We start from the raw sequence: 24,632 nt of genomic DNA on the forward strand, positions 1-24,632 counted from the left end.
ATTGTCCATTTGAGGTGTCAGACACCGTTTCTCGTTAAAGCGTTAATTTGCTCGCGTTTACAGATTTCGAGGTGTGGTGGTATACTACGGAAGGATTTTTTCTCCAAGATATTCATAAAAGTAGGTGTCGATAGAAATGATGAAAAATGGGAAAAGAAGAGGGGCATTTCGACCTAGTTGTCCGAAATGGTTAGTTGTCTGGGAGTATGCACATGTGGTGATCGGCTCAGCCATTGTTGCGTTAGCTTTTAATTTATTTTTACTGCCTAATCGTATTGCCTCAGGTGGGGTAAGTGGGATTAGTATTATCATTAATGATATAGTTGGAATTACACCAGCTTTTACACAGTGGGCCTTAAATATTCCTTTGTTTATAGCTGGGATCGTACTTCTAGGAGGGTTTAAATACGGAGCCAAAACGTTAGTGGGAACGATCTTTTTACCGATGGTTGTTTTCTTAACTAGGGATTTAGAAGCAGCGACTTTAGATCCGCTTTTGGGAGCTCTATTTGGTGGAATTGGAGTCGGAGTTGGTTTAGGAATTGTCTTCCGTTCCAATTCATCTACAGGTGGGACCGATCTTGCAGCGCAAATTATTCATAAATATACAGGATTGTCATTAGGCGCATGTGTCTTTATTATTGACGGTTTAATTGTTGCTTCTTCAGCGATTGTTTTTAATATTGAATTGGCTCTTTATGCATTAATTGCCCTTTTTATTACAGGGAAAACAATTGATATTGTTCAAATGGGTGTTGGCTATGCGAAGATAGCCTTAATTATCTCGGAAAAGCAAGAAGAAGTTCAGCAAGGACTACTAAAAGATGTTGATAGAGGTGTGACAAAGCTAGAAGGATATGGTGGTTATACCGACCATAAACGACCAGTACTGATGTGTGTCGTTAATCAAACAGAAGTCACGAAATTGAAACAGGTTGTTCGAAATCTAGACCCAAATGCCTTCGTAATTGTAACAAATGCCACAGAAGTTTTGGGCGAAGGGTTTAAAAAGTAGAAAATAGTCGATTGGAAAAGCTTGCATAATTAAGAATATTTTTATAGTATTGATACTAGAAATAGAGAGGCAAGGGCATACTAGTACTTGCAAATAATAATCTCTAAAAATTTGGGAGGGTCTTAGAAATGAAAAAACTACTTACAGCATTATTCGGTGCAGCGTTAATTCTAGGTGCATGTGGTGGCGATGAGCCAACTCCAGCTCCAGCAGAGCCAGCACCATCTGAAACTCCAGCTGACGAAACAGCAGCAGGTACATTTGATGCAACAAGAGCAGAAGCTGCTTACCAATCATGTATTGGCTGTCACGGTGGCGACTTACAAGGTCAAGGAAATAACCCAGCAATCACAGGCTTAACAGCTGAAGAAGTTTTAGCTGCGATCCAAGCAGGTCCTGGAATTATGCCAGCTAACATGGTTACAGGTGAAGAAGCTGAAAACTTAGCAGCATGGGTTGCTGCTCAATAAGATGTAAATACCAAGCTCTTACCTCGAGGCAAACCTTAAGGTAAGAGTTTTTTCATGAATTGTTCAATTATCTTTTAGCTTCCAGGTATGAATATTAGGTATAGTTAAACAATAGACAAAAAACAGCTTGGAGGGATTTTAATAGAATGAAGAAATTAATCGTAGCACTAGTTGGCGCGGCTTTCGTATTAGGAGCCTGTGGCGGAAATAACGCAGCACCACAAGAGAGATTAAAACCTGAAGACGTTACGTTACCAGATACATACGATGCAGCGCGTGCTGAAGCGGCCTATACAAAATCTTGTGCAGCCTGTCATGGTGTTGATTTACAAGGTGGAGGCGCCCACCCATACCCGATTACAGGGATAAGCAAAGAAGAACTGTATATCGCGATCGTTCAGGGGGTTGGAGTGATGCCGGCCAATTTAGTCACGGGTGAAGAGGCAGAAAACTTAGCTGTTTGGATGGCAGATCAAGAATAGGTTAGGCAATTTTTAACCCCACTCAAAACAGAGTGGGGTTTTAACTATTTCGTAAACCAAGCTATTAGTGACTTTTCAAATAATATTAACTTAGATCTAGAAAATGTTTACAAAATCTCCTTCTTCATGCCTTGATAATCACCTATTCCCCTAATACGATAAAGGTAGATATTGGATGTTATTTCATTTTCATAACATTCTTCAAGTAAAATCCTCAACTCTCTTCTACTATTTATAATTCAGATTAATTCAGTGCCGTGAAATAAAAATGTAATATTTTTCAGCTTAATTTGTAGTTTATTGATGATATAATGATATTTGAGACGTTTGCTGTACAAATTTGTTTAATCCTGTAAAATAATGAATAATAAATAGATTAATAGAATTTGTATGCAGAATGAACTAATTTAGAATGTATGGAGAATTCTCACCTCTTGAACCTAAAACTACATTCTACATTTTACATTCTACATTCGAGATTAACATAAGGAAGTGAAAGCCATGATCGATATGAAAGACGTATGGAAAACTTACCCGAATGGAGTCATGGCCATCAATGGTATTGATGTGTCCATTTCCAAGGGAGAATTTGTCTATGTTGTTGGCCCTAGTGGGGCAGGTAAATCAACTTTTATTAAATTAATGTATCGCGAGGAAAAACCTACAAAAGGAGTCGTTATTATTAATGGCTACAACTTAGGTCAAATAAAAGAAAAACGTATTCCAATGCTGCGTCGCAGTCTTGGAGTCGTATTCCAGGACTTTAAGCTATTGCCAACCATGACTGTCTATGAAAATGTTGCTTTTGCACTTGAGGTAATCGAAGAAAGTCCATCAACAATCAAACGAAGTGTCATGAACGTATTAGATATTGTTATGTTAAAAAACAAGGCGCGTTTTTACCCCATGAATTGTCAGGGGGAGAACAACAGCGTGTGGCAATTGCTAGAGCAATCGTTAATAACCCCGCCGTCTTGATTGCAGACGAGCCAACGGGGAATTTAGATCCCGATACATCTTGGGGCATTATGAAGATACTAGAGGAAATTAATAACAGAGGCACAACGATTGTTATGGCAACACATAACAAAGAAATTGTAAATACAATTCGAAAAAGAGTAATTGCGATAGAAGGCGGAAGAATTGCTCGTGATGAAGTAAGGGGGTTATACGGTTATGAACGTTAGAACTCTCATTCGCCACGGTAAAGAAGCACTGAAAAACTTAGGTCGTAACGGTTGGATGACCTTCGCGTCAATTAGTGCAGTTGCGATCATGCTACTTATTGTAGGTGTGTTTCTTTTATTAATTTTAAATTTAAACCACTTTGCTACGTCAGTAGAAGAGGATGTAGAAGTAAGGGTATTTATTGACTTAACTGCAACCGAAGAGCAAAAAGATGAACTTCTTAAGAAAATTGAACGAATTACGAACGTCGATACAGTGACCTACTTACCGAAAGATGAGGGGTTAGAACAGTTCATTGAAAGTTTAGGTGAACAAGGGGCCATTTTCGAAACCTTACGATCGGAAAACCCTCTAAATGATGTGTTTGTTGTCAGAGCCTCGTTGCCACAGCAAACCGAAGAAGTCGCTTCAAAAATTGCACCCCTACCTTATGTAGAGGATGTTGGTTACGGCAAGGATGTTGTTGAGCAATTGTTCGCTTTTACAGGGGTCGCCAGGCAAATTGGTCTTTTCCTTGTCATCGGCTTAATGTTTACAACTATGTTTTTAATTGCAAACACAATTAAATTGACGATCATTGCTAGAAAAAGAGAAATTAAAATTATGAAGCTTGTTGGAGCAACAAACGGCTTCATTCGATGGCCATTTTTCATCGAAGGACTCCTTTTAGGTATGATTGGTTCGTTGATTCCCGTTGCTATATTAGCGTTTGCCTATCAAAAAGTTTTTGATAGTTTTAGCCAACAACTAGAAGTAATGTTTATTGGATTACTTTCTCCAGACCCGCTTGTCCTCCATGTAAGCTTAATCCTTGTTGGTATTGGAGCTTTCATCGGTATTTGGGGAAGTATGACGTCAGTTAGAAAGTTCTTAAAAGTTTAATAGAAAAAGACATCAACGGAAAATCACAGCAATAAGTTATATTTTTAAAGGGGGAAACCACCGATGAAACGTAGACTATTTCTCGTCCTTTTAGTCTTCACACTAGCGTTTACAAGTTCATTGACAATGCTAGGGTCTGAAGAAGTAGAAGCGAATACTTCACTTCAAAATAAGATTAAATCGATTCAAGAAGAGCGATCAGATAATCAAAGTGAGTTAGAAAAAAAGGAACAGGAACTTAAAGCGCTAGAACTAGAAAAGAAGAAGCTTCAGGATGAAATTCGCGTTGTCGACAATCAAACGACAGCGACAAACCAAAAAATTCGTGAAAAAGATCAAGAAATTGAAAGTACAAAAGAAAGAATTGAAGAATTATTAGCAGAAATCCAATTGTTAGAAGAGCGAATTGCAGAGCGAGATGAATTATTGAAAAATCGCGTTCGTTCGATGTATAAAAATGGAGGCTCTGTCAACTACTTAGAGGTTATTCTTGGTGCGCGCAGTTTTGGAGATCTTGTTAATCGTATCTCTGCACTTAGCACGATCGCACAACAAGACCGGAATATTTTAGAAATCCATCACACTGAAAAAATGATGGTTGAAGAAGCAAAACTTGAGATGGAACAAGCGTTAGAGGCGCTAGAAACTCAGTTAGCTGAACTAGAGACGCTAAAAGAGGAATTAGAAAAGCAACGTAAAGAGAAAGATCGCCTGATGGGGAAAATGGAACAGCAAGAAAAAGAAATGCATGCCGAACTAGGTGAACTAGAAGAAGCTGATGAAATTCTTAAAGCCCAAGAAAGAGCGATGAAAGTAGAGCTTGAGGCATGGAAGCAACGTCAAAAAGAGCTAGAAGAAGAACGAAAACGTCAGGAAGCTGAACGTCAGCGACAGGAAGCTGAACGAAAGCGTCAAGAAGAAGTATCAAGAAGTAATGGCGGTGGCAGTCAGCAAACTACGACACCACCTCCAGCTAACACCACTCCAGTTGTCACAGGAGAAGGGCAATTTATGCGACCAACGACAGGAACAATTACATCTCCATACGGTTTCCGATGGGGGAAAATGCACCATGGAATTGATATTGGAAAAAATGGACGGACAGGAGATGTCCATGTAGTCGCAGTTGAGGCTGGAACGGTTATTCGTTCATATTATTCACCAAGTTACGGGAATACTGTTATGATCTCGCATAACGTAAACGGTCAAGTAATAACGACACTATACGCTCACTTGGAAAATCGTTTTGTCTCGGATGGTCAGCGTGTAAGCAAAGGCCAACTACTAGGTTATATGGGTAATACAGGACAATCGTTTGGAGCGCATTTACACTTCGAAGTCCATGAAGGTCCATGGAATGGTGCAAAGTCTAACTCTGTAGATCCACTTCGTTATATTCCAAGATAGTTTTATTTGATAATTATAAAAGTTTAGTGTAGAGTTTAAAGAGTAAAGTTTAGAGTTTTCCCGAGGTACTTCGTATAATTAATTCTTTATTTTACATTCTACATTTAGATAGCTCGTCATATACTATTGTTGATAGAAAGGCATTGCATCATGAACATTGATGTAATGCCTTTTCCGTAAAAAATGAGGTGAAAATATGTACATTAATCGAAAAGTCGTAGCATTCTTTATTATCGTAGCATTATTAGTAGGTGCAGGTGGAACATATGCGGCTATGACAGTGTTCGACGTTAGTGCCCCAAAGCTAGTAAAAACAGAAACCCAAAAGCAAGACCCTGAGGCGCCAGCTCCTGAGCCAGCATTGGATGATGTCTTAGAGAAGTTTGCTAAGGCCTATCAAATTATTAACCAGAGTTACGTAGAAGAAGTTGAAGGACAAAAGCTTTTAGAAGGTGCTATTCAAGGAATGCTTGAAACGTTAAATGACCCATATTCCGTGTATATGGATCAAAGAACAGCGAAGCAATTTATGGACTCATTAGATTCTCATTTTCAAGGAATTGGTGCAGAAGTGAGTATGACAAACGGAAAAGTAACGATTGTGGCTCCATTCCGTGATTCTCCTGCTGAAAAGGCAGGGTTAAGGCCGAATGATCAAATTATCCGAATTGATGGTGAAGGTATCGAAGGTTTATCGTTACATGAAGCAGTTCTGAAAATTCGTGGTGAAAAAGGAACCGTGGTCAATCTAACTATTGAAAGACCTGGTGTATCTGAGCCAATCGAATTAGCCGTAACGAGAGACGATATTCCGATTGAAACGATCAGAACAAGTTTAATTGAACGAAATGGGCAAAAGATCGCCTTAATTGAAATAACATCATTCTCTGAAGGAACAGCACAAGATTTTGCTGAAGCTTTGGAGGAATATGAGAAGCAAGGAATTACTGGCTTAATTATTGATGTACGTGGTAACCCGGGCGGATATTTAAGAAGCGTCCAAGAAATCGGACACTTACTTGTCCCTGAAGGAGAGCCAATTGTCCAAATTGAAGGTCGAAATGGCAAACGTGAACGCTACATCTCTACTTTAAAGCAAGAAAAGGACTACCCAATTATCACATTGATTAACAAAGGTAGTGCTTCCGCCTCTGAAATTTTAGCTGCAGCTTTAAAGGAAGCCGGCGGACACGATGTGGTTGGTGAAACAACATTTGGGAAAGGTACGGTTCAACAAGCACTACAAATGGGTGATGGTAGTGAAATTAAGCTAACTTTATATCGCTGGTTAACATCTAGCGGTAACAACATCAATGAAGTTGGTGTTGAGCCTACAATTCCAGTAAAACAACCAGACTTTTTCTATGTGGCTCCAATCAATGTTGAAGAGACATTAAAATATGACATGATGGGCGAGCAAATAAAAAATGCTCAAATTATGTTAAAGGGACTTGGGCTTGAGCCAGGACGTGTAGATGGTTACTTTGGCGAACAAACAAAAAATGCAGTTACTGCATTCCAACGCACAAACGATCTTCCGGCTACTGGAGAGATTGATGAAAAAACCGCTCAAACACTTCAAGAGAAGATCATCGAAGCAGTTCGAGACAAAGAAAATGATAACCAGTTAAATACTGCGATAGAATTAATTTTACAACGGTAATATTGATTAGACTGAGCTCAAGGGGGCAGACCTCATTGAGCTCAGTTTTTTTGTAATGCTCAGGCTTTGTTAAATTCTGAAAAAATAAATGTAATTTTCAGCCAAAGTAGTTATAATGAAGGTAAGTATTTATTAAGGGAAGGGTGCTGAAAAAATGGACATGTCAGTAGTTGCCATGGAACTATTAAAGGGAATAGGCTTCTTTTTTTTACATCCGCTGTTTTACATCCTTCTGCTATTTAGCTTTTATTTAGGCTACAAGCGCGTGCAGCGAGAACGTAATAACTTCCATACTCGTGTGTATGATGTTGTCGATGATATCTTGGTACCGCTGTTCCCGGGCTTATTAGCTGGTTTCGTACTCTCAATCTTAGTCATTGGAATCGGAATAGCTATTCCAATCGGGGTTATTGCTTTATACGCACTTGTCTATGGGGCAATTTTAATAACTGGACAAGCTCGCTGGCTCTCCTCTGCATATTCAGGTGGGTTAACACTTCTCATTGCTCTTGTTCTTCCAGAATTTGAAACAGGCCTCCTAGTGATCGATCGTTGGATAACGGAAATACATACTGCCGAGTTAAGTGGACTAGCTTTATTAACTAGCTTCCTCTTAATCGTTGAAGGATTATTAATTTTAAAAAATGGTTCCAAGAAAACATCACCTACATTACTAAATAGTAAACGTGGGAAAGTAGTTGGTGCCCATGAGGCCGGGAGAGTTTGGATTTTACCGATCTTCTTCTTACTTCCTGCGGGACCGTTATTTCCGACAGAATATTGGCCATTATTAAACCTTGAGCTTTCGCAAATAGGATTAATGGCCGTACCTTTTGCCATTGGCTTTCAGCAAGTGATTCGCAGTACACTTCCTGTTCATGCTATTATAAGCAATGGGAAACGAGTGCTACTTGTTGCAACCATAGTCTTAGCTTTGAGTATACTTAGCTTATATCTACCGATTTTCATTCCATTTGTTGCGCTTACTGCCATTATTGGAAGGCAAATAGTAGCAACGCTTCTAAAGATGTCCGAAGAAAAACAAGCAAATTTTTATACTCAAAAAGAAACTGGCCTTGTCATTCTGGGTGTGCTCCCGCATTCTCCTGCAGAAAAAATGAATGTAAAAATCGGCGAGATTGTTACGAAGGTAAATGGCGTACGTATTCGATCAGCTCAACAATTTTATGAGGCTCTGCAACTTAAATCCGCCTTCTGTAAGCTTGAGGTCATTGATGAAAACGGGGAATTACGTTTTGCGCAAACTGCCTTATACGATGGTGAACATCACCAAGTTGGCTTACTTTTTGTTGGCGAGGAGTCTCAGTTTGAAGATAAGGTCATGTAAACTACGCTCGTAATTAATGTTGGAAGGAGCAAAAATCAAAATGCTCACTATACTTTTAGCGCTTACTCTCCCATTTATCATGATGCTCTTTTTCACAAGAGTATCTTACAGCAAGATTGGGGCGCTTATGGTAACGTTAATGATTGTTATTTTTGCGTTTGATGGCTTACATCAGTCATGGCCAGTCATAATTACTGGTGCAATATCAATCGTGGTCGGCTACATAGTCTCACTACGCATTCAAAGGAAAAATAAAGGTGTTTAAAGAAGGAACTGAGTTTAAGTAAACTCAGTTCCTTCTTTGCGTATTAAAGGGTTGTTTAACAACAACAAACATCCTTATTTCATCTGTGATAGCCAGTCTGCGATCAATGTAGCTTCTTCTTGAGAAGCTAAACCGCCAGGCATGGAACCTTTTCCATGGATGATGATATGCTCAATTTCCTCTTTTGTTAGTCTGCTGCCTACTGTATCGAGACTAGGACCAGATGCACCTGTTAGATCAGCGCCATGACAAGCAAGGCATGATTTACCATAAGACTCCATAGCTTGAGCAGTCGCCTCATCTGTAGCTTGACCAACATCTACTTCAGTTTTGGGAACACCTACAGCAGAATAAGGAACAAATTGCAGTTCGTGAGGCGTTCCATGAGCAGGTATTTCATTAATTAGACTTCCATCTTCGGTATTCCAGATCTGTATGCCACTTAGTGTAGATCCACCTAACTCATATGGATAACGACTAGGGTCCATCCCATGGTTAAGGGTCCATAATTGTTTGCCGTCTGGACTTACGCCGGTATGAGCAGGAATCGTTTTTCCAGTCACATTCCAGGCCTGTTCATAGCTATCAGTTGCATATTTAAAAATTTGATCGCCATATGTCGTAAAATAAACAAATTTACCGTCAGGGCTAAAAGATAGGTGAATTGGGGACTGTTCAGTTTCAATCTTATGAACAACCTCCAGTGTTTCAACGTCAATGACAGGCACAATATTTTCATTCATAACAGCTGCCCACGCTTGCTTACCATCAGGAGTTAAGTTTACACCGTGAACCATACCACCGAAAGTAAGCTCTTTGACAACCTCATGAGTTTTCCAATCAATTGCAAAAACCTTTCCGCCTTCATGAACAGAAACAAATAGGTAGGGTGAGTCAATAACTTCTCCATCCCAATACATCGTTGGTGAAATATAATCATTTCCCATTCCTGTTGTAATATCTTTGATCTTTTCTTGAGTCGTCGTATCAATAACTGAAACAGTATCAGCGTATTGATTTGCGACATAAAGATACCTATCATCAGGAGTTAAAGCAGCGTGGTGTCCACCTAACCCAGCTTCTGAACGCCATAGCTCCTTGAATGTTTTTGGGTCATAGGCAATAACTTCTGAAGGCTTGTCATATTCGTACCAGTTGACAGTGTATAAAACACTGAAATCTTTAGGGAAAACCATTGCATGAACATCATGTAAATTTGGATAATAGGGTTGGGTGCGCTCTAGCTTTGGTCCCTCAACCTCGATCTGAGATACCAATTTATGATATTTAGCATCTGCAACCCAGATTTTGTTACTATCGCCTCCGCCTATAAACGCCAGTCCATCGCTACCTAGTCTTCCTCCTGCCAACCGTAGAGCTAACTCATCATCTGTTTCTTCCTTCTCTTGAGTAGCTGCTTTTTCTTCAGTTGCTTTTTCTTTCGCCTCATCTTGATTGTCATTACAGCCACCAATAATAGTTGTAAAAACGATAAATATAATTGAAATCAAGAAGAACTTTGCTTTCTGCAAACCATTCACTCCATTTCTACTTCTTATTTAACAATGATATTTTTTGGGAAACTAAACGTTATTATTCAACGAGCAAAAATCTGTAAGATAAAAACACTAGTTTTTGATTGCACTTAGCTCTTTTTGTTGGGGAGGTTTGCCAGAGGCAGATGCTAGAATAAAGTTGATAAATAAGTCAATAATCCGCGATAATAACCAGCAAAAAATGAATTAATAGCTTAACAAAGCTATTTACCTAGTAACAAATGGTGGTAAAATAAGGGATATATGTAATTTGATGTTAATGAAAACTAAATGGAATTAAAGAGGAGAGGTTCTAAATGAATGGTCGAAGTGAAATTGCCACCATTTTATGATGGGAGCTGCTTGGAGAGCTTTAAAGCTAATTCTCCTTCAATAAAAGAACTAGTAAGTAAACCAAAAGGGATAGAAAACGAGATAAAATTCCCGTGTTTCCCATCCTATAAGTAATGAAAAAGAAGCTGTCCCAAAATAAAGTGTCAGACACCGCTAGTCACCGAATATAGACATATGATATATCTGTACGTCTATATTTAGTAAGATCCGCGTGGTGTCAGACACTTTTGGGACATCCTCTTTTTTTACTTAAAATGTTTTTGCAACATCTACCGCGTTAGCTAGACCTTTTGAAATAATGCCTTCAGCTTGATCTGGATATTGGTTATGACCTTCAATAATAACCTTTGTAATATCTTGTACGCCCCAGAAGCTAAGCATTGCAGTTACAAAATTGACTGCCATTTCGACTGATTGTGCAGGTCCTTCAGAGTACACCCCTCCTCTTGCATTTAAGAGAACAACCTTTTTGTCTGTAAGTAATCCTACAGGACCTTCAGCAGTGTAGCGGAATGTTTTGCCTGCTTGAGCTAGATAGTCTAAATAGGTATGAAGCACTGCAGGTACAGTAAAATTCCAAAGTGGGAATGCAAAGACAATTTTATCAGCAGCTAAAAATTGATCTAAATATGAAATAACTAGGTCTGTGGCTGCCTTTTCTGCCTCAGTTAAGTCCATTCCTTTTGAAAGCTTAAACATACCCGTAATTTTCTCATTGTCGTAGTAAGGCAAGTTTTCCTCAAATAGGTCAAGCTCAGTAATTGTGTCTTCAGGGTTTGACTCTTTATATTGATCAAGAAATGCTTGATATAACTGTACGCTAACCGCCTGCTCAATTGGTCTAGAGTTTGCCTTAATAAATAATACGTTTGCCATGTGAATTCCTCCTGTTGTATATAGATGGTTGTTATAGCAACCAATAGTTGTCGTGGTGCGAAAAAATGCAAATAAACGGATAATGGTTGCTATAACAACTAACTGCATGTGTAAATATACAAAAAGCAAAAAGCACTTGTCAATTATGATGAACTATTTAGCGTGTGGGTTGCAAAAATGACAGTTGGATTTAAGTGAAAACCTACTCAACAAAAAACCAGGGGCAATATCTGTCCCTGGTATCTTTAGCTTCAACCTCGTTCCACTGTTGCTTTTTTCTCTATTTCTAGTGGATCTTCCGCTTGTTTTGCACGCTTGATAAATAATGCAAGGAGTAGTGCGAGAGCTGCAATAAACGTAGAAATAAAGAATGAAAAATTAATTCCATTTAGCATCGCTAGCATTTGGATCTCTGCTAGTGCTGCCTCAGATACTTCAACTAAATCTGCTGTCATCGTCTTGGCAACTGATGTAGTTCGAGTCGACATAATGGTTACCAATAGCGCTGTTCCGATGGCACCGGAAACTTGATTTAAGGTATTGTTCATAGCAGTACCATGCGGATAAAAACGTGTCGGTAACTGATTTAATCCATTTGTTGACACTGGCATCATCACCATCGATATACCTAACATTCGAACAGCATTTAACATCATTAAATAATTGTAGGTCGTCTCAAGTGAAATTGTACTGAAAAGATAGGTCGTCACCGTTGTGATCGATAGCCCAATAATCGCGAGTGCTCGCCCGCCAAACTTATCGAATAACCGCCCTGTGATTGGTGACATAAAAGCCATCGCAAGAGCTCCGGGTAACATCATCAATCCAGCATCAAACGGGGAGATGCCCCGGATCGTTTGAACATAGATTGGTAAAAGCAGCATTCCTGAAAACATAGCCATGTTCAGCACCATACTAATAGCGGATGATAAAGCAAACATTGGATATTTATAAATACCAAAGTTCAACATAGGCCTCTCTAGTTTTGATTGACGCATGATAAAGAAAATTAATGAGACGATACCGATACTAACTGCTAGATAAACGATAGGGTTGTTCCACCCCATATTACCAGCAGAACTGAATCCATAGAGGATCCCACCAAAACCGATACTTGATAAAACAAGAGAAAATATATCAAAGCGAAGGTCGACTTTGCCCTTTTTGTCCTTTAGTAAGAAAATTCCTAGCAAAAGAATGGTGATTGCAATTGGTGTTACAAAATGAAACAGCATCCTCCAGTGATAATGTTCGACGATCCAGCCAGAGGTTGTAGGACCGATTGCTGGTGCAGCCATTAAAATTAACCCTAATACTCCCATAGCTGTTCCTCTTTTTTCAATTGGAAAGCTGATTAACATGACGTTCATTAACAGTGGCATCATGATGGCCGTTCCAGAAGCTTGAAGCATTCTCCCTGTTAATAATAGTGGAAATACATAAGAGGTTCCGGCAACAATCGTACCAATCGTAAACAGCCCCATTGCTGTGATGAATAGTCGTCGAACCGAATACTTTTGAATGAGATAGGCGGTTATTGGGATGATAATTCCGTTTACTAACATAAAACCTGTAGTCAGCCATTGTACCGTCGCTGTTCCTACCTGTAAATCTGCCATAATCGAAGGCAAAGCAATATTTAATAACGTGTTATTCAAAAAAGCTATAAAAGCCCCAACCATGAGAACAGCAAGAATGCCATAATTAGGACGATTAGGCGTGATTGATTGATCCATCATGATTCCCTCCAGTGTACTGTAAGTTCATTATTTTATACTCTTAGTTCACAACATTATATTATACTACCAGTTCAAGTATTTCAATGATATTATCTTTTCATATAATAAGGTTTGTTTATAACCATTAATTAAGGTATGATTGGAATTGTACTAGGAGTATAAATTATATTTTATAAAGGTGATAGTAATTATGAATGATCGAAAACAACATGTTATCAAAATGGCTCACCAATTATTTATTGATAGAGGATTCCAAGCAACGTCTATCCAAGATATATTGGATTACAGTGGAATTTCCAAAGGTACATTTTATAATTATTTTTCATCTAAAAACGAACTATTAATGGCTCTAGTTAAAGCTATCTATTTGAAAATGGAAAAAGAACGAGATGAACTCCTCATCGGTCAGGATTTATCTAATATTGATATGTTCATAAAACAAATCGAATTTCAATTAAATACAAATAAAAAAAATAAACTCTTTACCCTTTTTGAAGAAGTGCTCATTTCCAACGATGTTGAGCTTAAGCAGTTCATTAAAGAAGGGCAACTACGAATGCTTCATTGGACATACCAACGCTTTCTAGAAATTTTCGGAGCTGATAAAAAACCGTATTTATTAGATTGTGCCATCATGTTCTTGGGAATTATCCATCACAACATGAAGTACTATGCAATGGATCATGAGACAAATGTAGGTGTGCATCAAGTCGTCCGTTTTAGTGTAAATCGAATTGAGAACATAGCAAAGGATCTGGTTAAATCAGGTGAGCAACTAAACCCACCCGAACTTTTAGATAAATGGCTGCCTAATCAAACGAAAGTCAACTTTCACGAAAAGCTGACCCATACTTTAGCAACTATGAAAAAAAGTGTTTCTGATATTGACAAGTTAAAAGCAGCCGAGCTGCTAGACTTTATTCAAGAAGAACTATTACACGCCAAAAACCCGCGCAAGTATTTAATTGAGAGTACACTTTCAGCTTTGAAAAATTCTATATATGAAAAAAATCAAATAGAGGAGCTCGAGCAGCTCGTTTCAACATATTTTACGAAAGCCTAAAACACCGCCATTTGCGGTGTTTTTTTTCGGAGATTAGTGAAATGTTCGAATAAAGGAGTTACTTGTACGAATAACCGTGACAGATGTTCGAATAACCACGGGAAATGTTCGAGTAACACCGGGAAATACATAAAAATCCCCTTCCAAAGTCAAAAAGTAGCCGCCCCAACCAGGAACGACTACTTTTTATTATTAATTTAGCACCACAGAGCTACTCACAATTGCTCAAAACTCACTCTACAAAGCGACGCCCACACAACTAAAAAAGTTAAGAGTGTTGAGTTATGAGTTATGAGTTGGTGAAAGTATAGCTCCGAAGTCCAGTCCAATAACTCAAAACTCATCCCTCAAAACTCAAAACTCACTCTACAAAGCGACGCCCACACAACTCAACAAAGCGCTACTCACAAAAACTCAAAACTCATCCCTCAAAACTCAAAACTACACACTACGAAGCGATGTCCAAAAAATTCTACATTCTACATTCCATTCAGCGTAGCTGGACCGCCACAACTCAAAACTCAACCCTCAAAATTCAAAACTCAAAACTCAAAACTCACTCTACAAAGTGACGCCCACACAACTCAACAAAGCGCTACTCACAAAAACTCAAAACTCATCCCTCAAAACTCAAAACTACACACTACAAAGCAACACCCACAAAACTCTACACTCTACACTTTACACTCTACACTGCATCTAACACTTAACCTCACAATTTTTCCTTGTATACCAATTCCAGCATACCCAAAGGCTAATCACGTAGTATCCAATAAAGATATATAAGGCTAAGTCGGCATTGCCAGTAGTTTCGATTGACCAGCCAAAAATTTTCGGGATAAAGAAAGCACCATATGCCGCGAATGCAGCGATTAACCCTAACACAGGTGCAACGGCTTTTTCATTAAAGATAAATGGAACCATTCTAAATGTCGAACCGTTGGCAATCCCAGTTGCAGCAAATAAAATCAAGAACATGATAAGGAAACCAGTAAAGTTGTGTGCTTGTAAGAAGTAAATGACACCACCAGTTGCGAGTATCATGCTGACAATGACCCACAGGGTAACCTTTGAACCGCTGTTCACTTTATCAGAGATCCATCCGCCTAATGGACGAACACTCGCCCCTACGAATGGTCCTAAAAAGGCAAATGAAACAGCATTAATTTCCGGAAACTCGGACCGGATTAATAATGGAAATGCAGCTGCAAATCCAATGAATGAACCAAAGCACATAATATACAACCAAGCCATAATCCACGTGTGCTTTAGTTTTAACACCGAAAGCTGTGCCCCAATACTTTGTTTAACAACTGGTGGCTCATCCATAAAGAATAGCGTTAAAAAGAACGCGATAATAATCGGTACGACCCAAATAAATGCCGCATTTTGAATATAGACTTCGTTACCATTAGGCATGATTTGTCCGCCACCGGTGAAAGCTCCTATGAACCCAACACCAATAACAATTGGTGTCACAAACTGCACGACGCTGACACCAAGATTACCAATCCCTACGTTAATGCCATTTGCCGTACCTTTGCGTTTTTTCGGGAAAAATGGATTAAGTGTAGCCGTTGATGAAGCTAAATTACCGCCACCTAAACCACAAAGTGCTGCCAGAAAAACCATGACAGAATAAGGAGTTTCTGGATTTTGAACAGCGAAACCAATTCCGATCGCTGGAATTAATAAAACAGCTGTTGTAAGAAGAGTTGTGCGTTTCCCACCTAAAATACTTGGTAAAAAAGTATATACTAACCTTAACGTTGCCCCTGTTAAACCAGGCAACGCAGCAAGCGTAAATAATTCACCACTGGTAAAATTAAAGCCAACATCGTTTAAGCGCACTGCGGTTACAGACCAAAGTTGCCAGACACAAAAAGCAAGAATTAGTGCAAATACTGAGATACCTAAATTTTTATTGGCGATTTTCTTGCCTTCTGTTTCCCAGAATTGTTCATTTTCTGGTGTCCAATTTGTTAGTTTTGCCATATGTCATTCCTCCGGTAAAAAATAATCTTAAAATTAGGTTGTTTTCGTAAAGCTTGTTACTTTCGTAAAAATCCCAAAAGCCGGATTTTTACACATAAACATTAAAATGTCACTACTTATTTGGTAAGCATTGCTCTTTTCTTACTTGTTCTACTGGGTGAATTCTTCGTCTAAGAGATTGTTCCAATTATTTTAGGTTAAATAGCAATGTTTACGAAAAGAGCCTAAAATTAGCATGCCTAAAAGTTTTAATACTATAAACAATTGTTCAATAATGTTAATTAGTGAAATCAGTGTATCACGTGCCAAAATCTGCCGAATGTATTTTTTATCACAGAAGAATATATGTTCGTAAATGATGTTTGAATATGATAAGCTTGTGATATAATGGTTAAAGCGGATTTAGACAGACTTTGTGACAACAACGATGAAAAATCGTTCACTAAAAATACAAAATTGGAGGGGGCAAATTTGGAGCAATTTCAGCTTGTTTCAAAATATGAGCCACAAGGTGATCAGCCCGGTGCGATCACTGAATTAGTTTCTGGAATAAACGAAGGAAAACGAATGCAAACTTTGCTGGGGGCTACAGGGACAGGGAAGACCTTTACGATTTCCAATGTCATTAAACAAGTGAACAAGCCGACACTGGTCATTGCCCATAATAAAACGTTAGCCGGCCAGCTTTACAGTGAGTTTAAGCAATTTTTCCCTAATAATGCTGTTGAATATTTCGTTTCGTATTATGACTACTACCAACCAGAGGCCTACATTGCCCATTCGGATACATACATTGAAAAGGACGCCAGCATTAACGACGAAATTGACAAACTACGTCACTCAGCAACTAGTTCTTTATTCGAGCGCCAGGATGTCATTATTATTGCCAGTGTCTCATGTATTTATGGGTTAGGTTCACCTGAGGAATATCGAGATCTAGTTGTCTCTCTTCGTACAGGCATGGAAAAAGACCGCAATCAGCTTCTTCGTGATTTGGTAGACATTCAATATGACCGCAATGACATTAATTTTACCCGTGGAACCTTCCGTGTTCGTGGGGATGTCGTTGAAATTTTTCCGGCTTCAAAAGACGAGCGCTGTATTCGTGTTGAGTTTTTTGGGGATGAAATTGACCGGATGACAGAAGTTGATGCTTTGACCGGTGAAATTCTTGGCGAACGTAGCCATGTCGCTATTTTCCCAGCATCCCACTTCGTTACTCGTGAAGAGAAACTAAAAAATGCGATCGTTCATATTGAAGCTGAACTTGAAGAGCGACTGAAGGAGCTTCATGAAAACGGGAAGCTCCTTGAAGCGCAGCGACTTGAGCAACGAACCCGCTACGATATTGAAATGATGCAAGAAATGGGTTATTGCAACGGAATTGAAAACTACTCGCGCCATTTAACGTTTCGTGAGCCAGGTGCGACACCATATACTTTACTTGATTTCTTTCCAGAAGACTTTTTGATGGTTGTCGATGAGTCCCATGTAACTCTGCCTCAGGTTCGAGGGATGTTCAATGGTGACCAAGCTAGAAAACAAGTGTTAGTCGACCACGGATTCCGCTTGCCTTCAGCGAAGGACAACCGGCCGCTACGCTTTGAAGAATTTGAGAAAAAGGTTAAGCAAGCGATTTTTGTTTCAGCAACACCAGGTCCTTACGAATTAGAACATACACCGAAAATGGTTGAGCAAATTATTCGCCCAACAGGACTGCTTGACCCTACAATAGATGTACGACCAATTCATGGTCAAATTGATGATTTAATTGGCGAAATCCATGACCGTGTCGAAAAAAATGAACGAGTCCTTGTGACGACATTAACGAAGAAAATGTCTGAAGACTTGACCGACTATTTAAAAGAACTCGGGATCAAGGTTCGCTACTTACATTCTGAGATTAAAACGTTAGAGCGGATCGAAATCATTCGTCAGCTCCGCTTGGGCACGTTTGATGTCCTTATCGGGATTAACCTGCTTCGAGAAGGGCTTGATATTCCTGAAGTTTCACTCGTGGCGATTTTAGATGCTGACAAAGAAGGGTTTTTACGCTCAGAACGCTCGTTAATTCAAACAACAGGTCGTGCAGCCCGAAATGCTTCTGGACATGTCATTATGTACGCCGATAAAATCACCAATTCCATGGATATTGCGATCAAAGAGACAAATCGTCGTCGCGCAATCCAAGAAGCATATAACTTAAAGCACGGAATTGTCCCAACAACTATTCAAAAGGATATACCGGATCTTATCAAAGCTACATTAGTAGCAGAAACAGACGAAGACTACGTAGCACCGCCAATCACGAAGTTAAGCAAGAAAGAACGTGCTGCCGTGATCGAGCGAATGGAAGCAGAAATGAAAGAAGCGGCAAAAGCATTAAACTTCGAACGCGCTGCCGAGCTACGTGATTTAATATTGGAGTTAAAAGCGGAAGGGTGACATGAATAAATGGCTTTAGAAAATATCGTTGTAAAAGGGGCGCGTTCTCACAATTTAAAAAATATTGATGTAACAATCCCCCGAGACAAGCTCGTTGTTCTGACAGGCTTGTCTGGATCAGGTAAGTCGTCTTTAGCTTTTGACACCATTTATGCAGAAGGACAACGGCGTTATGTAGAATCACTTTCAGCGTACGCACGTCAATTTTTAGGACAAATGGACAAGCCGGATGTCGATGCGATTGAAGGGTTATCTCCAGCAATCTCAATTGACCAAAAAACGACGAGCCGAAACCCTCGATCGACAGTAGGTACTGTCACTGAAATTTATGATTATTTACGACTTCTATATGCTCGCATCGGGCGTCCAGTTTGTCCGAAGCATGGGATTGAAATCTCATCCCAAACAATTCAGCAAATGGTCGATCAAATCATGGTTTTCCCAGAACGTACGAAAATGCAGATTTTAGCTCCGGTAGTTTCAGGACGCAAAGGTGAGCATGTAAAGACGTTAGAAGATATAAAAAAGCAAGGCTTCGTCCGTGTTCGCGTGAACGGCGAAATCCGCGAGGTTGCCGAAGAGATTGAATTAGAAAAAAACAAAAAACATAACATTGAGGTCGTGATTGACCGGATCGTCGTCAAACCAGGAATTGAAACAAGAATAGCCGATTCATTAGAAACAGCTTTAAATCTAGCTGATGGTCGGGTGATGATTGATATTATTGATGGTGAAGAGCTACTGTTTAGCCAACATCATGCCTGTCCACAATGTGGGTTTTCAATCGGTGAGCTTGAACCAAGAATGTTTTCCTTCAATAGCCCGTTTGGTGCTTGTCCAACCTGTGATGGTCTCGGAACAAAGCTAGAGGTTGATTTAGATCTCGTTATTCCTGATTGGTCACGGACTTTAAGAGGCCATGCGATCGCACCTTGGGAGCCAACGAGTTCTCAATACTATCCGCAGCTACTTACGAGTGTTTGTGATCATTATGGAATTGATATGGATGTTCCAATCGAACAAATTCCGAAGCATTTGCTTGAAAAAGTTTTAGCTGGTACAAATGGTGAAAAAATCTATTTCCGCTATGAGAATGAATTTGGCCATATTCGTGAAAATCATATCGAGTTTGAAGGTGTTCTTTACAACCTTGCGCGCCGCTACAAAGAAACAAGCTCAGATTACATTCGTGAACAAATGGAAGGCTACATGGCGCAAAAGCCATGTCCAACTTGTCGCGGCAACCGCTTGAAAAAGAAAGCTTGGCTGTGCTCATTAATGGCAAACAAATTGGCGAGATTACTGCCCTGTCTGTCAAAGAGGCAAAGCAATTTTTCGAAACACTCGACCTAACTGAAAAAGAACAGGCAATCGCCCGGCTGATCTTACGTGAAATCGGGGAGCGTCTAGGCTTCTTAATTAATGTCGGTCTTGATTACCTATCGCTTTCAAGAGCGGCGGGGACGTTATCTGGTGGGGAAGCGCAGCGGATTCGTTTAGCAACACAGATCGGCTCTTCACTGATGGGGGTTCTCTACATTTTAGACGAGCCTTCAATCGGACTTCATCAGCGCGACAACAATCGTCTGATTGCCACCCTAGAGCATATGCGCAACCTTGGTAACACACTGATTGTCGTTGAGCATGACGAGGATACGATGATGGCAGCCGATTATATTATTGACATCGGTCCGGGTGCGGGAGTTCATGGTGGAATGATTACGGCAGAAGGTACCCCTGAAGAAATTATGAACGATGATCAATCGTTAACCGGGCAATACCTCTCCGGGAAAAAATTCATTTCGCTTCCGGCAGAACGACGCAAGTCTGACGGACGCTTCTTAGAGATTAAAGGAGCAACCGAAAACAACCTGAAAAATGTCTCGGTGAAATTTCCATTAGGTGTTTTTGTCGCTGTTACAGGGGTGTCAGGCTCAGGAAAGAGTACCTTAATAAACGAAATTTTATACAAAGCACTAGCCCAAAATCTGTATAGAACAAAAGTAAAGCCAGGAAAGCATAAAGTAGTCGATGGCTTAGATCATATCGATAAAGTCATTGATATCGACCAATCACCCATCGGTCGGACACCAAGGTCAAATCCAGCGACATACACAGGAGTGTTTGATGACATCCGCGATGTATTTGCGATGACAAACGAATCAAAAGTCCGTGGTTATAAAAAAGGACGCTTTTCCTTTAACGTCAAAGGTGGTCGTTGTGAAGCTTGTCGTGGCGACGGGATTATCAAAATTGAAATGCACTTCTTACCCGACGTTTACGTTCCATGTGAGGTTTGCCATGGCAAACGCTACAACCGTGAAACATTAGACATTACTTATAAGGGCAAATCAATCTCTGAAATTCTCGATATGACAGTTGAGGATGGCGTCGAATTTTTCGCAAACATCCCAAAGATCAAGCGAAAAATTCAAACATTACTAGATGTTGGTCTAGGATATATGAAACTTGGCCAACCGGCAACAACCTTATCTGGAGGCGAAGCACAGCGCGTCAAGCTTGCATCTGAGCTTCATCGCCGTTCGACTGGTAAAACGATTTACATTCTTGACGAGCCAACAACAGGACTTCACGTCGATGATATCGACCGCTTACTCAAAGTACTGCAGCGCCTTGTTGATCAAGGGGATACCGTATTAGTCATCGAGCACAACCTTGATGTCATTAAGACTGTAGATCATATTATTGACTTGGGCCCAGAAGGTGGCGACAAAGGCGGAATGATCGTCGCCACAGGAACGCCAGAAGACGTCGCAGCCACAGCTACATCTTATACAGGACAATACCTAAAACCAATCTTAGAACGAGATCGCGAACGTATGAAAGAACGAATTAAGGCGATATCAAGATAAAATGAAATGAGGCTGACAGGATGATGTCAGCCTCGTTTTTTGATTGATAAAATTTTTCCAAAGAACGGTGCTATGTGAGTACATAAAATAAAGTGTCCCCATCCATTTATCGTAAGTAATGGTGTTTTTTCATTCTTTCAGGAAAAAATAACTAAATAAATCTCATAATTACTGAGATGATAAACAGATAAGGGATCGATTAAAAATGAAATTTCTCATTAGCATGAATCTCTCATTAATAATTATGGTTACATTTTTTGCGTTACCCAAAAGATTACATATTCTCGAGCATGTCTTTTTGTGGATGGTCCTAGTATTTACGATCACTAGTACCACGTCTGTGATTGTTGATAATGTGGATTTCTGGACGCTTTCTGATAAAGTGAATTTACATTCAACGTTCAAACTTGTTCAAATGGTTGGGTTACCGCTACTGATTCAGTTATTTATCGAACGTATTTACAGCAAAGGAAAACGGTTAGTTTCCTTCTTTAGTTGCCTTATACTTTTACTTCTATTTGAGTCGATATTAATTTGGAGTGGAATTATTGAACATACCAATTGGAATTTTTTCTTTTCCTTTATTCTTTGGGTCGCTTTGCTTCTCTTAATCATGGGAATGCACTATCTATTTAGAAAACAATTAAGCAAAGAGGGAGTGCTATCGTGAACAAACTGTTACCACTTCCTCAAAAGTTTGATGAAAATGAATGGTTTTTTATCATATCGCTGATGATTGCGATCATTGCCTATTGGCGCTTACCAAAAAAGTTTAAACCAAGTATAACGATCTTGTTGCTTATTTTCGGGGCTACGGTAGCACGTGTGGCAGATAAACTATTAGCAGCACCTAAAACAAATTTTTATAATGTCGTAGATACAGGGAAGTATGAACTATTTGATGTCATCTCTTATCCGCTTTATTCTTTTTCTAGTTACTTTTTTATTTATGTGTATTCACATTTTCAATTCAGAGGAATTGGCCTAGTGCTATTCATTGTTTTCACATCCCTAGCAGGGACATTATATGAATACCTTGGTTCTTTGTTTCATTTTTTCAAATATGATGAGTGGCACGTTTTTTACTCCTTTTCCGTGTATTTATTCGTTCAGCCTCTGACCATCTTATTTTTCCATGTGGTTACATATTTCCACTCAAAAAAAGAGTAACTCAGTCTCAAGACGGTTTTTTTTTCGTTTGGTGATGATAAAATTAAGTTATCAAAATAAGTACTTACCATGGAGTGAGTTGTAGTAGTGAAAATAATGAATGGAAAGTACTGCAGCGTCTTGTTGATCAAGGGGATACCGTATTAGTCATCGAGCACAACCTTGATGTCACTAAGACTGTTGACCATATTATTGACTTGGACCAGAAGGTGGCGACAAAGGCGGAATGATCGTCGCCATTGGAACGCCAGAAGACGTCGCAGCCACTGCTGCGTCTTATACAGGACAATACCTAAAACCAATCTTAGAACGAGATCGCGAACGAATGAAAGAACGAATTAAGGGGATATCAAGATAGAATAAAATGAGGCGGATGTCAGCCTCGTTTTTTAATTCCTCATGAAAATGGGTTGAAATAGGTGAATTAGCCGAATAAATACAAAAGTTGTTCGAATAACTCAAAAAGTTGTTCGAATAAATGCAAAAGTTAGCCGAATAATCGAAAAAGTTGTTCGAATAACCTCAATAGAAGAAACAAAAAAACCAATCTACACCACTTAGTTTCTCACATATTTCATTTACTCAGTCTCAAGACGGTTTTTTTTTCGTATGATGATGATAAAATTGAGTTATCTAATGAAATTCACAATTATTTTTTCACAATTACATTTTGATTGATATCACTTATGGAAAATACTAACCATAGAGAAGAAACTTTTTCTTTTTCGAATCGTAACTAAAGATAGGTAAAATAAGAGGAGGTTGTTATTATGCAGGAAGAACGCAAAATGATCTTAAAAATGATTGAGGACGGAAAGATCACCGCAGATGAGGGAGTTGCGTTACTCAAGGAGTTAGGTGAAACGGAGAAGACGGCTTCAAAGAAAGAGGCTAACACATTTTTATCAAATGATGTTGATTGGGAGAACGGCAGAGATTATCGCGGGAAATACAGTCAACCATCATTTACGAACCGCTTTACCGATTTTATCGAGCAGGCTGTTCAAAAAATTAAAGAGTTCGACCTTGATTTAAACTTCGGTAACTCAGTTGAAATTGATCACATTTACCAGCACCGTGACAGCAACATTCAACGAGTGGACATCGCTGTTGAAAATGGAAGTGTTAACTTTGTACCTTGGGATGAAAATGATGTTCGAGTTGAGTGTAAAGTAAAGGTTTATCGGGAAAAAGACGTTGAGGCTGCTCGTAAGTATTTTTTAGATGAAGTATCTTTTCATGTCACTGATGATAAGCTGCGCTTTAAATCTCGTGAAAAGTCGTTGAAGATTAACGCAACGTTCTACATCCCACGAAAAGCCTATGAAGAAGTGAAGTTATATACATTTAATGGCCATTTAAATGGGGAAACCATTGAAGCTCGTGAACTTGAAGCAAAAACGGTCAATGGACGTATTTCGATTGATAAGCTAACGGGTACGAAAGCAAACTTAGAAACCGTCAATGGCAGCATCAATGTAACTACATTAGAAACAGAAAAGGTCGAAGCGAAAACAGTCCATGGCACGGTCAATTTAGCGGTGTCTGGTGGCGAAGTCGATATCGAAACATTAAATGGCACCATTAAATACAAGCTGACGGAAAAAGTAAAAGCAAAAGCTTATCTAAAAACAACCACAGGAAGCATCGAAATGACTGTACCTGCTGATATGAAAACAGAAGCAGAGTTCAAAACGGTAGTCGGTGGGTTTACATGTGATTTACCAGATATGCAAATCCTTGATGAGAAAAAGGATATCGTCAATAAATCAGTAACATTTGTTTCAAATAAAGGTGTTGAGCCGGTATTTTACGTAGAAGCAGAAGCACGGACTGGATCAATCCTCATTCAAAATTAGAAG

The 24,632-nt window shown here is 39.3% G+C and carries 17 protein-coding genes and 3 pseudogenes; 16 read left to right on the plus strand and 4 right to left on the minus strand.

Annotation, left to right across the window (positions count from 1 at the left end; genetic code table 11):
* Positions 1-139 precede the first annotated feature (139 nt).
* The 9 genes and pseudogenes from H1D32_RS22630 (at position 140) to H1D32_RS22670 (ending at position 8,720) form a co-directional block, all read left to right on the plus strand.
* Positions 140-1,015: a YitT family protein gene (locus tag H1D32_RS22630; protein WP_396126316.1), complete on the plus strand. Its 876-nt coding sequence runs from the start codon at positions 140-142 to the stop codon at positions 1,013-1,015.
* A 128-nt stretch (positions 1,016-1,143) separates the two neighbouring features.
* The gene (locus tag H1D32_RS22635) at positions 1,144-1,485 is read left to right on the plus strand and encodes a c-type cytochrome (protein ID WP_261180460.1); all 342 of its coding nucleotides are present in this window, start codon (positions 1,144-1,146) and stop codon (positions 1,483-1,485) included.
* A gap of 146 nt (positions 1,486-1,631) precedes the next feature.
* Positions 1,632-1,967, plus strand: a complete 336-nt coding sequence (locus H1D32_RS22640; protein ID WP_261180462.1) for a c-type cytochrome — start codon at positions 1,632-1,634, stop codon at positions 1,965-1,967.
* 501 nt (positions 1,968-2,468) lie between these two features.
* Positions 2,469-3,154, plus strand: a pseudogene (gene ftsE / locus H1D32_RS22645) (cell division ATP-binding protein FtsE).
* Positions 3,144-4,037, plus strand: a complete 894-nt coding sequence (ftsX, locus tag H1D32_RS22650) for a permease-like cell division protein FtsX (RefSeq protein WP_261180463.1) — start codon at positions 3,144-3,146, stop codon at positions 4,035-4,037. Before ftsE ends, ftsX begins: the two are co-directional and overlap by 11 nt.
* 63 nt (positions 4,038-4,100) lie before the next feature.
* On the plus strand, positions 4,101-5,444 hold the full coding sequence (locus H1D32_RS22655) for a murein hydrolase activator EnvC family protein (RefSeq protein ID WP_261180464.1): 1,344 nt from the start codon (positions 4,101-4,103) through the stop codon (positions 5,442-5,444).
* A gap of 196 nt (positions 5,445-5,640) precedes the next feature.
* Positions 5,641-7,107, plus strand: a complete 1,467-nt coding sequence (locus H1D32_RS22660; RefSeq protein ID WP_261180465.1) for a S41 family peptidase — start codon at positions 5,641-5,643, stop codon at positions 7,105-7,107.
* 154 nt (positions 7,108-7,261) lie between these two features.
* On the plus strand, positions 7,262-8,455 hold the full coding sequence (locus H1D32_RS22665; RefSeq protein WP_261180466.1) for a PDZ domain-containing protein: 1,194 nt from the start codon (positions 7,262-7,264) through the stop codon (positions 8,453-8,455).
* A 40-nt stretch (positions 8,456-8,495) separates the two neighbouring features.
* Positions 8,496-8,720 (plus strand): CsbA family protein, encoded by a 225-nt coding sequence (locus tag H1D32_RS22670; RefSeq protein WP_261180467.1) that lies wholly within the window; start codon positions 8,496-8,498, stop codon positions 8,718-8,720.
* Positions 8,721-8,794: 74 nt separating this feature from the next.
* Here H1D32_RS22670 and H1D32_RS22675 read toward each other — a convergent pair whose 3' ends face one another.
* The 3 genes from H1D32_RS22675 to H1D32_RS22685 form a co-directional block, all read right to left on the minus strand.
* The gene (locus H1D32_RS22675) at positions 8,795-10,252 is read right to left on the minus strand and encodes a c-type cytochrome (protein WP_261180468.1); all 1,458 of its coding nucleotides are present in this window, start codon (positions 10,250-10,252) and stop codon (positions 8,795-8,797) included.
* A 606-nt stretch (positions 10,253-10,858) separates the two neighbouring features.
* Positions 10,859-11,485 carry an FMN-dependent NADH-azoreductase gene (locus tag H1D32_RS22680; RefSeq protein ID WP_261180469.1) on the minus strand — a complete coding sequence of 209 codons (627 nt, stop codon included), beginning with the start codon at positions 11,483-11,485 and terminating at the stop codon, positions 10,859-10,861.
* A 251-nt stretch (positions 11,486-11,736) separates the two neighbouring features.
* Entirely contained in the window at positions 11,737-13,221 is a 1,485-nt protein-coding gene (locus H1D32_RS22685) for a DHA2 family efflux MFS transporter permease subunit (RefSeq protein WP_261180633.1), read from the minus strand.
* 193 nt (positions 13,222-13,414) lie between these two features.
* On the opposite strand from H1D32_RS22685, the gene H1D32_RS22690 reads away from it, so the two are divergent.
* Entirely contained in the window at positions 13,415-14,287 is an 873-nt protein-coding gene (locus H1D32_RS22690; protein WP_261180470.1) for a TetR/AcrR family transcriptional regulator, read from the plus strand.
* Positions 14,288-14,986: 699 nt separating this feature from the next.
* Here the strand turns inward: H1D32_RS22690 and H1D32_RS22695 are convergent.
* On the minus strand, positions 14,987-16,282 hold the full coding sequence (locus H1D32_RS22695) for an MFS transporter (RefSeq protein WP_261180471.1): 1,296 nt from the start codon (positions 16,280-16,282) through the stop codon (positions 14,987-14,989).
* A 471-nt stretch (positions 16,283-16,753) separates the two neighbouring features.
* Between H1D32_RS22695 and uvrB the strand changes: the two genes are divergently transcribed.
* From uvrB to H1D32_RS22725, 6 genes and pseudogenes are all read left to right on the plus strand, one after another.
* On the plus strand, positions 16,754-18,727 hold the full coding sequence (gene uvrB / locus H1D32_RS22700; RefSeq protein ID WP_261180472.1) for an excinuclease ABC subunit UvrB: 1,974 nt from the start codon (positions 16,754-16,756) through the stop codon (positions 18,725-18,727).
* A gap of 9 nt (positions 18,728-18,736) precedes the next feature.
* Positions 18,737-21,600: pseudogene (gene uvrA / locus H1D32_RS22705) on the plus strand (excinuclease ABC subunit UvrA).
* Positions 21,601-21,805: 205 nt separating this feature from the next.
* On the plus strand, positions 21,806-22,270 hold the full coding sequence (locus H1D32_RS22710) for a hypothetical protein (protein WP_261180473.1): 465 nt from the start codon (positions 21,806-21,808) through the stop codon (positions 22,268-22,270).
* On the plus strand, positions 22,267-22,770 hold the full coding sequence (locus H1D32_RS22715) for a hypothetical protein (RefSeq protein WP_261180474.1): 504 nt from the start codon (positions 22,267-22,269) through the stop codon (positions 22,768-22,770). Before H1D32_RS22710 ends, H1D32_RS22715 begins: the two co-directional genes overlap by 4 nt.
* 104 nt (positions 22,771-22,874) lie before the next feature.
* Positions 22,875-23,128 (plus strand): annotated as a pseudogene (locus H1D32_RS22720) (hypothetical protein); the annotation flags it as partial.
* A 412-nt stretch (positions 23,129-23,540) separates the two neighbouring features.
* Positions 23,541-24,629, plus strand: coding sequence for a DUF4097 family beta strand repeat-containing protein (locus H1D32_RS22725; RefSeq protein ID WP_261180475.1), 1,089 nt, complete (start codon positions 23,541-23,543; stop codon positions 24,627-24,629).
* Positions 24,630-24,632 lie beyond the last annotated feature (3 nt).

It is taken from the genome of Anaerobacillus sp. CMMVII (assembly GCF_025377685.1).
GTDB lineage: Bacteria > Bacillota > Bacilli > Bacillales > Anaerobacillaceae > Anaerobacillus.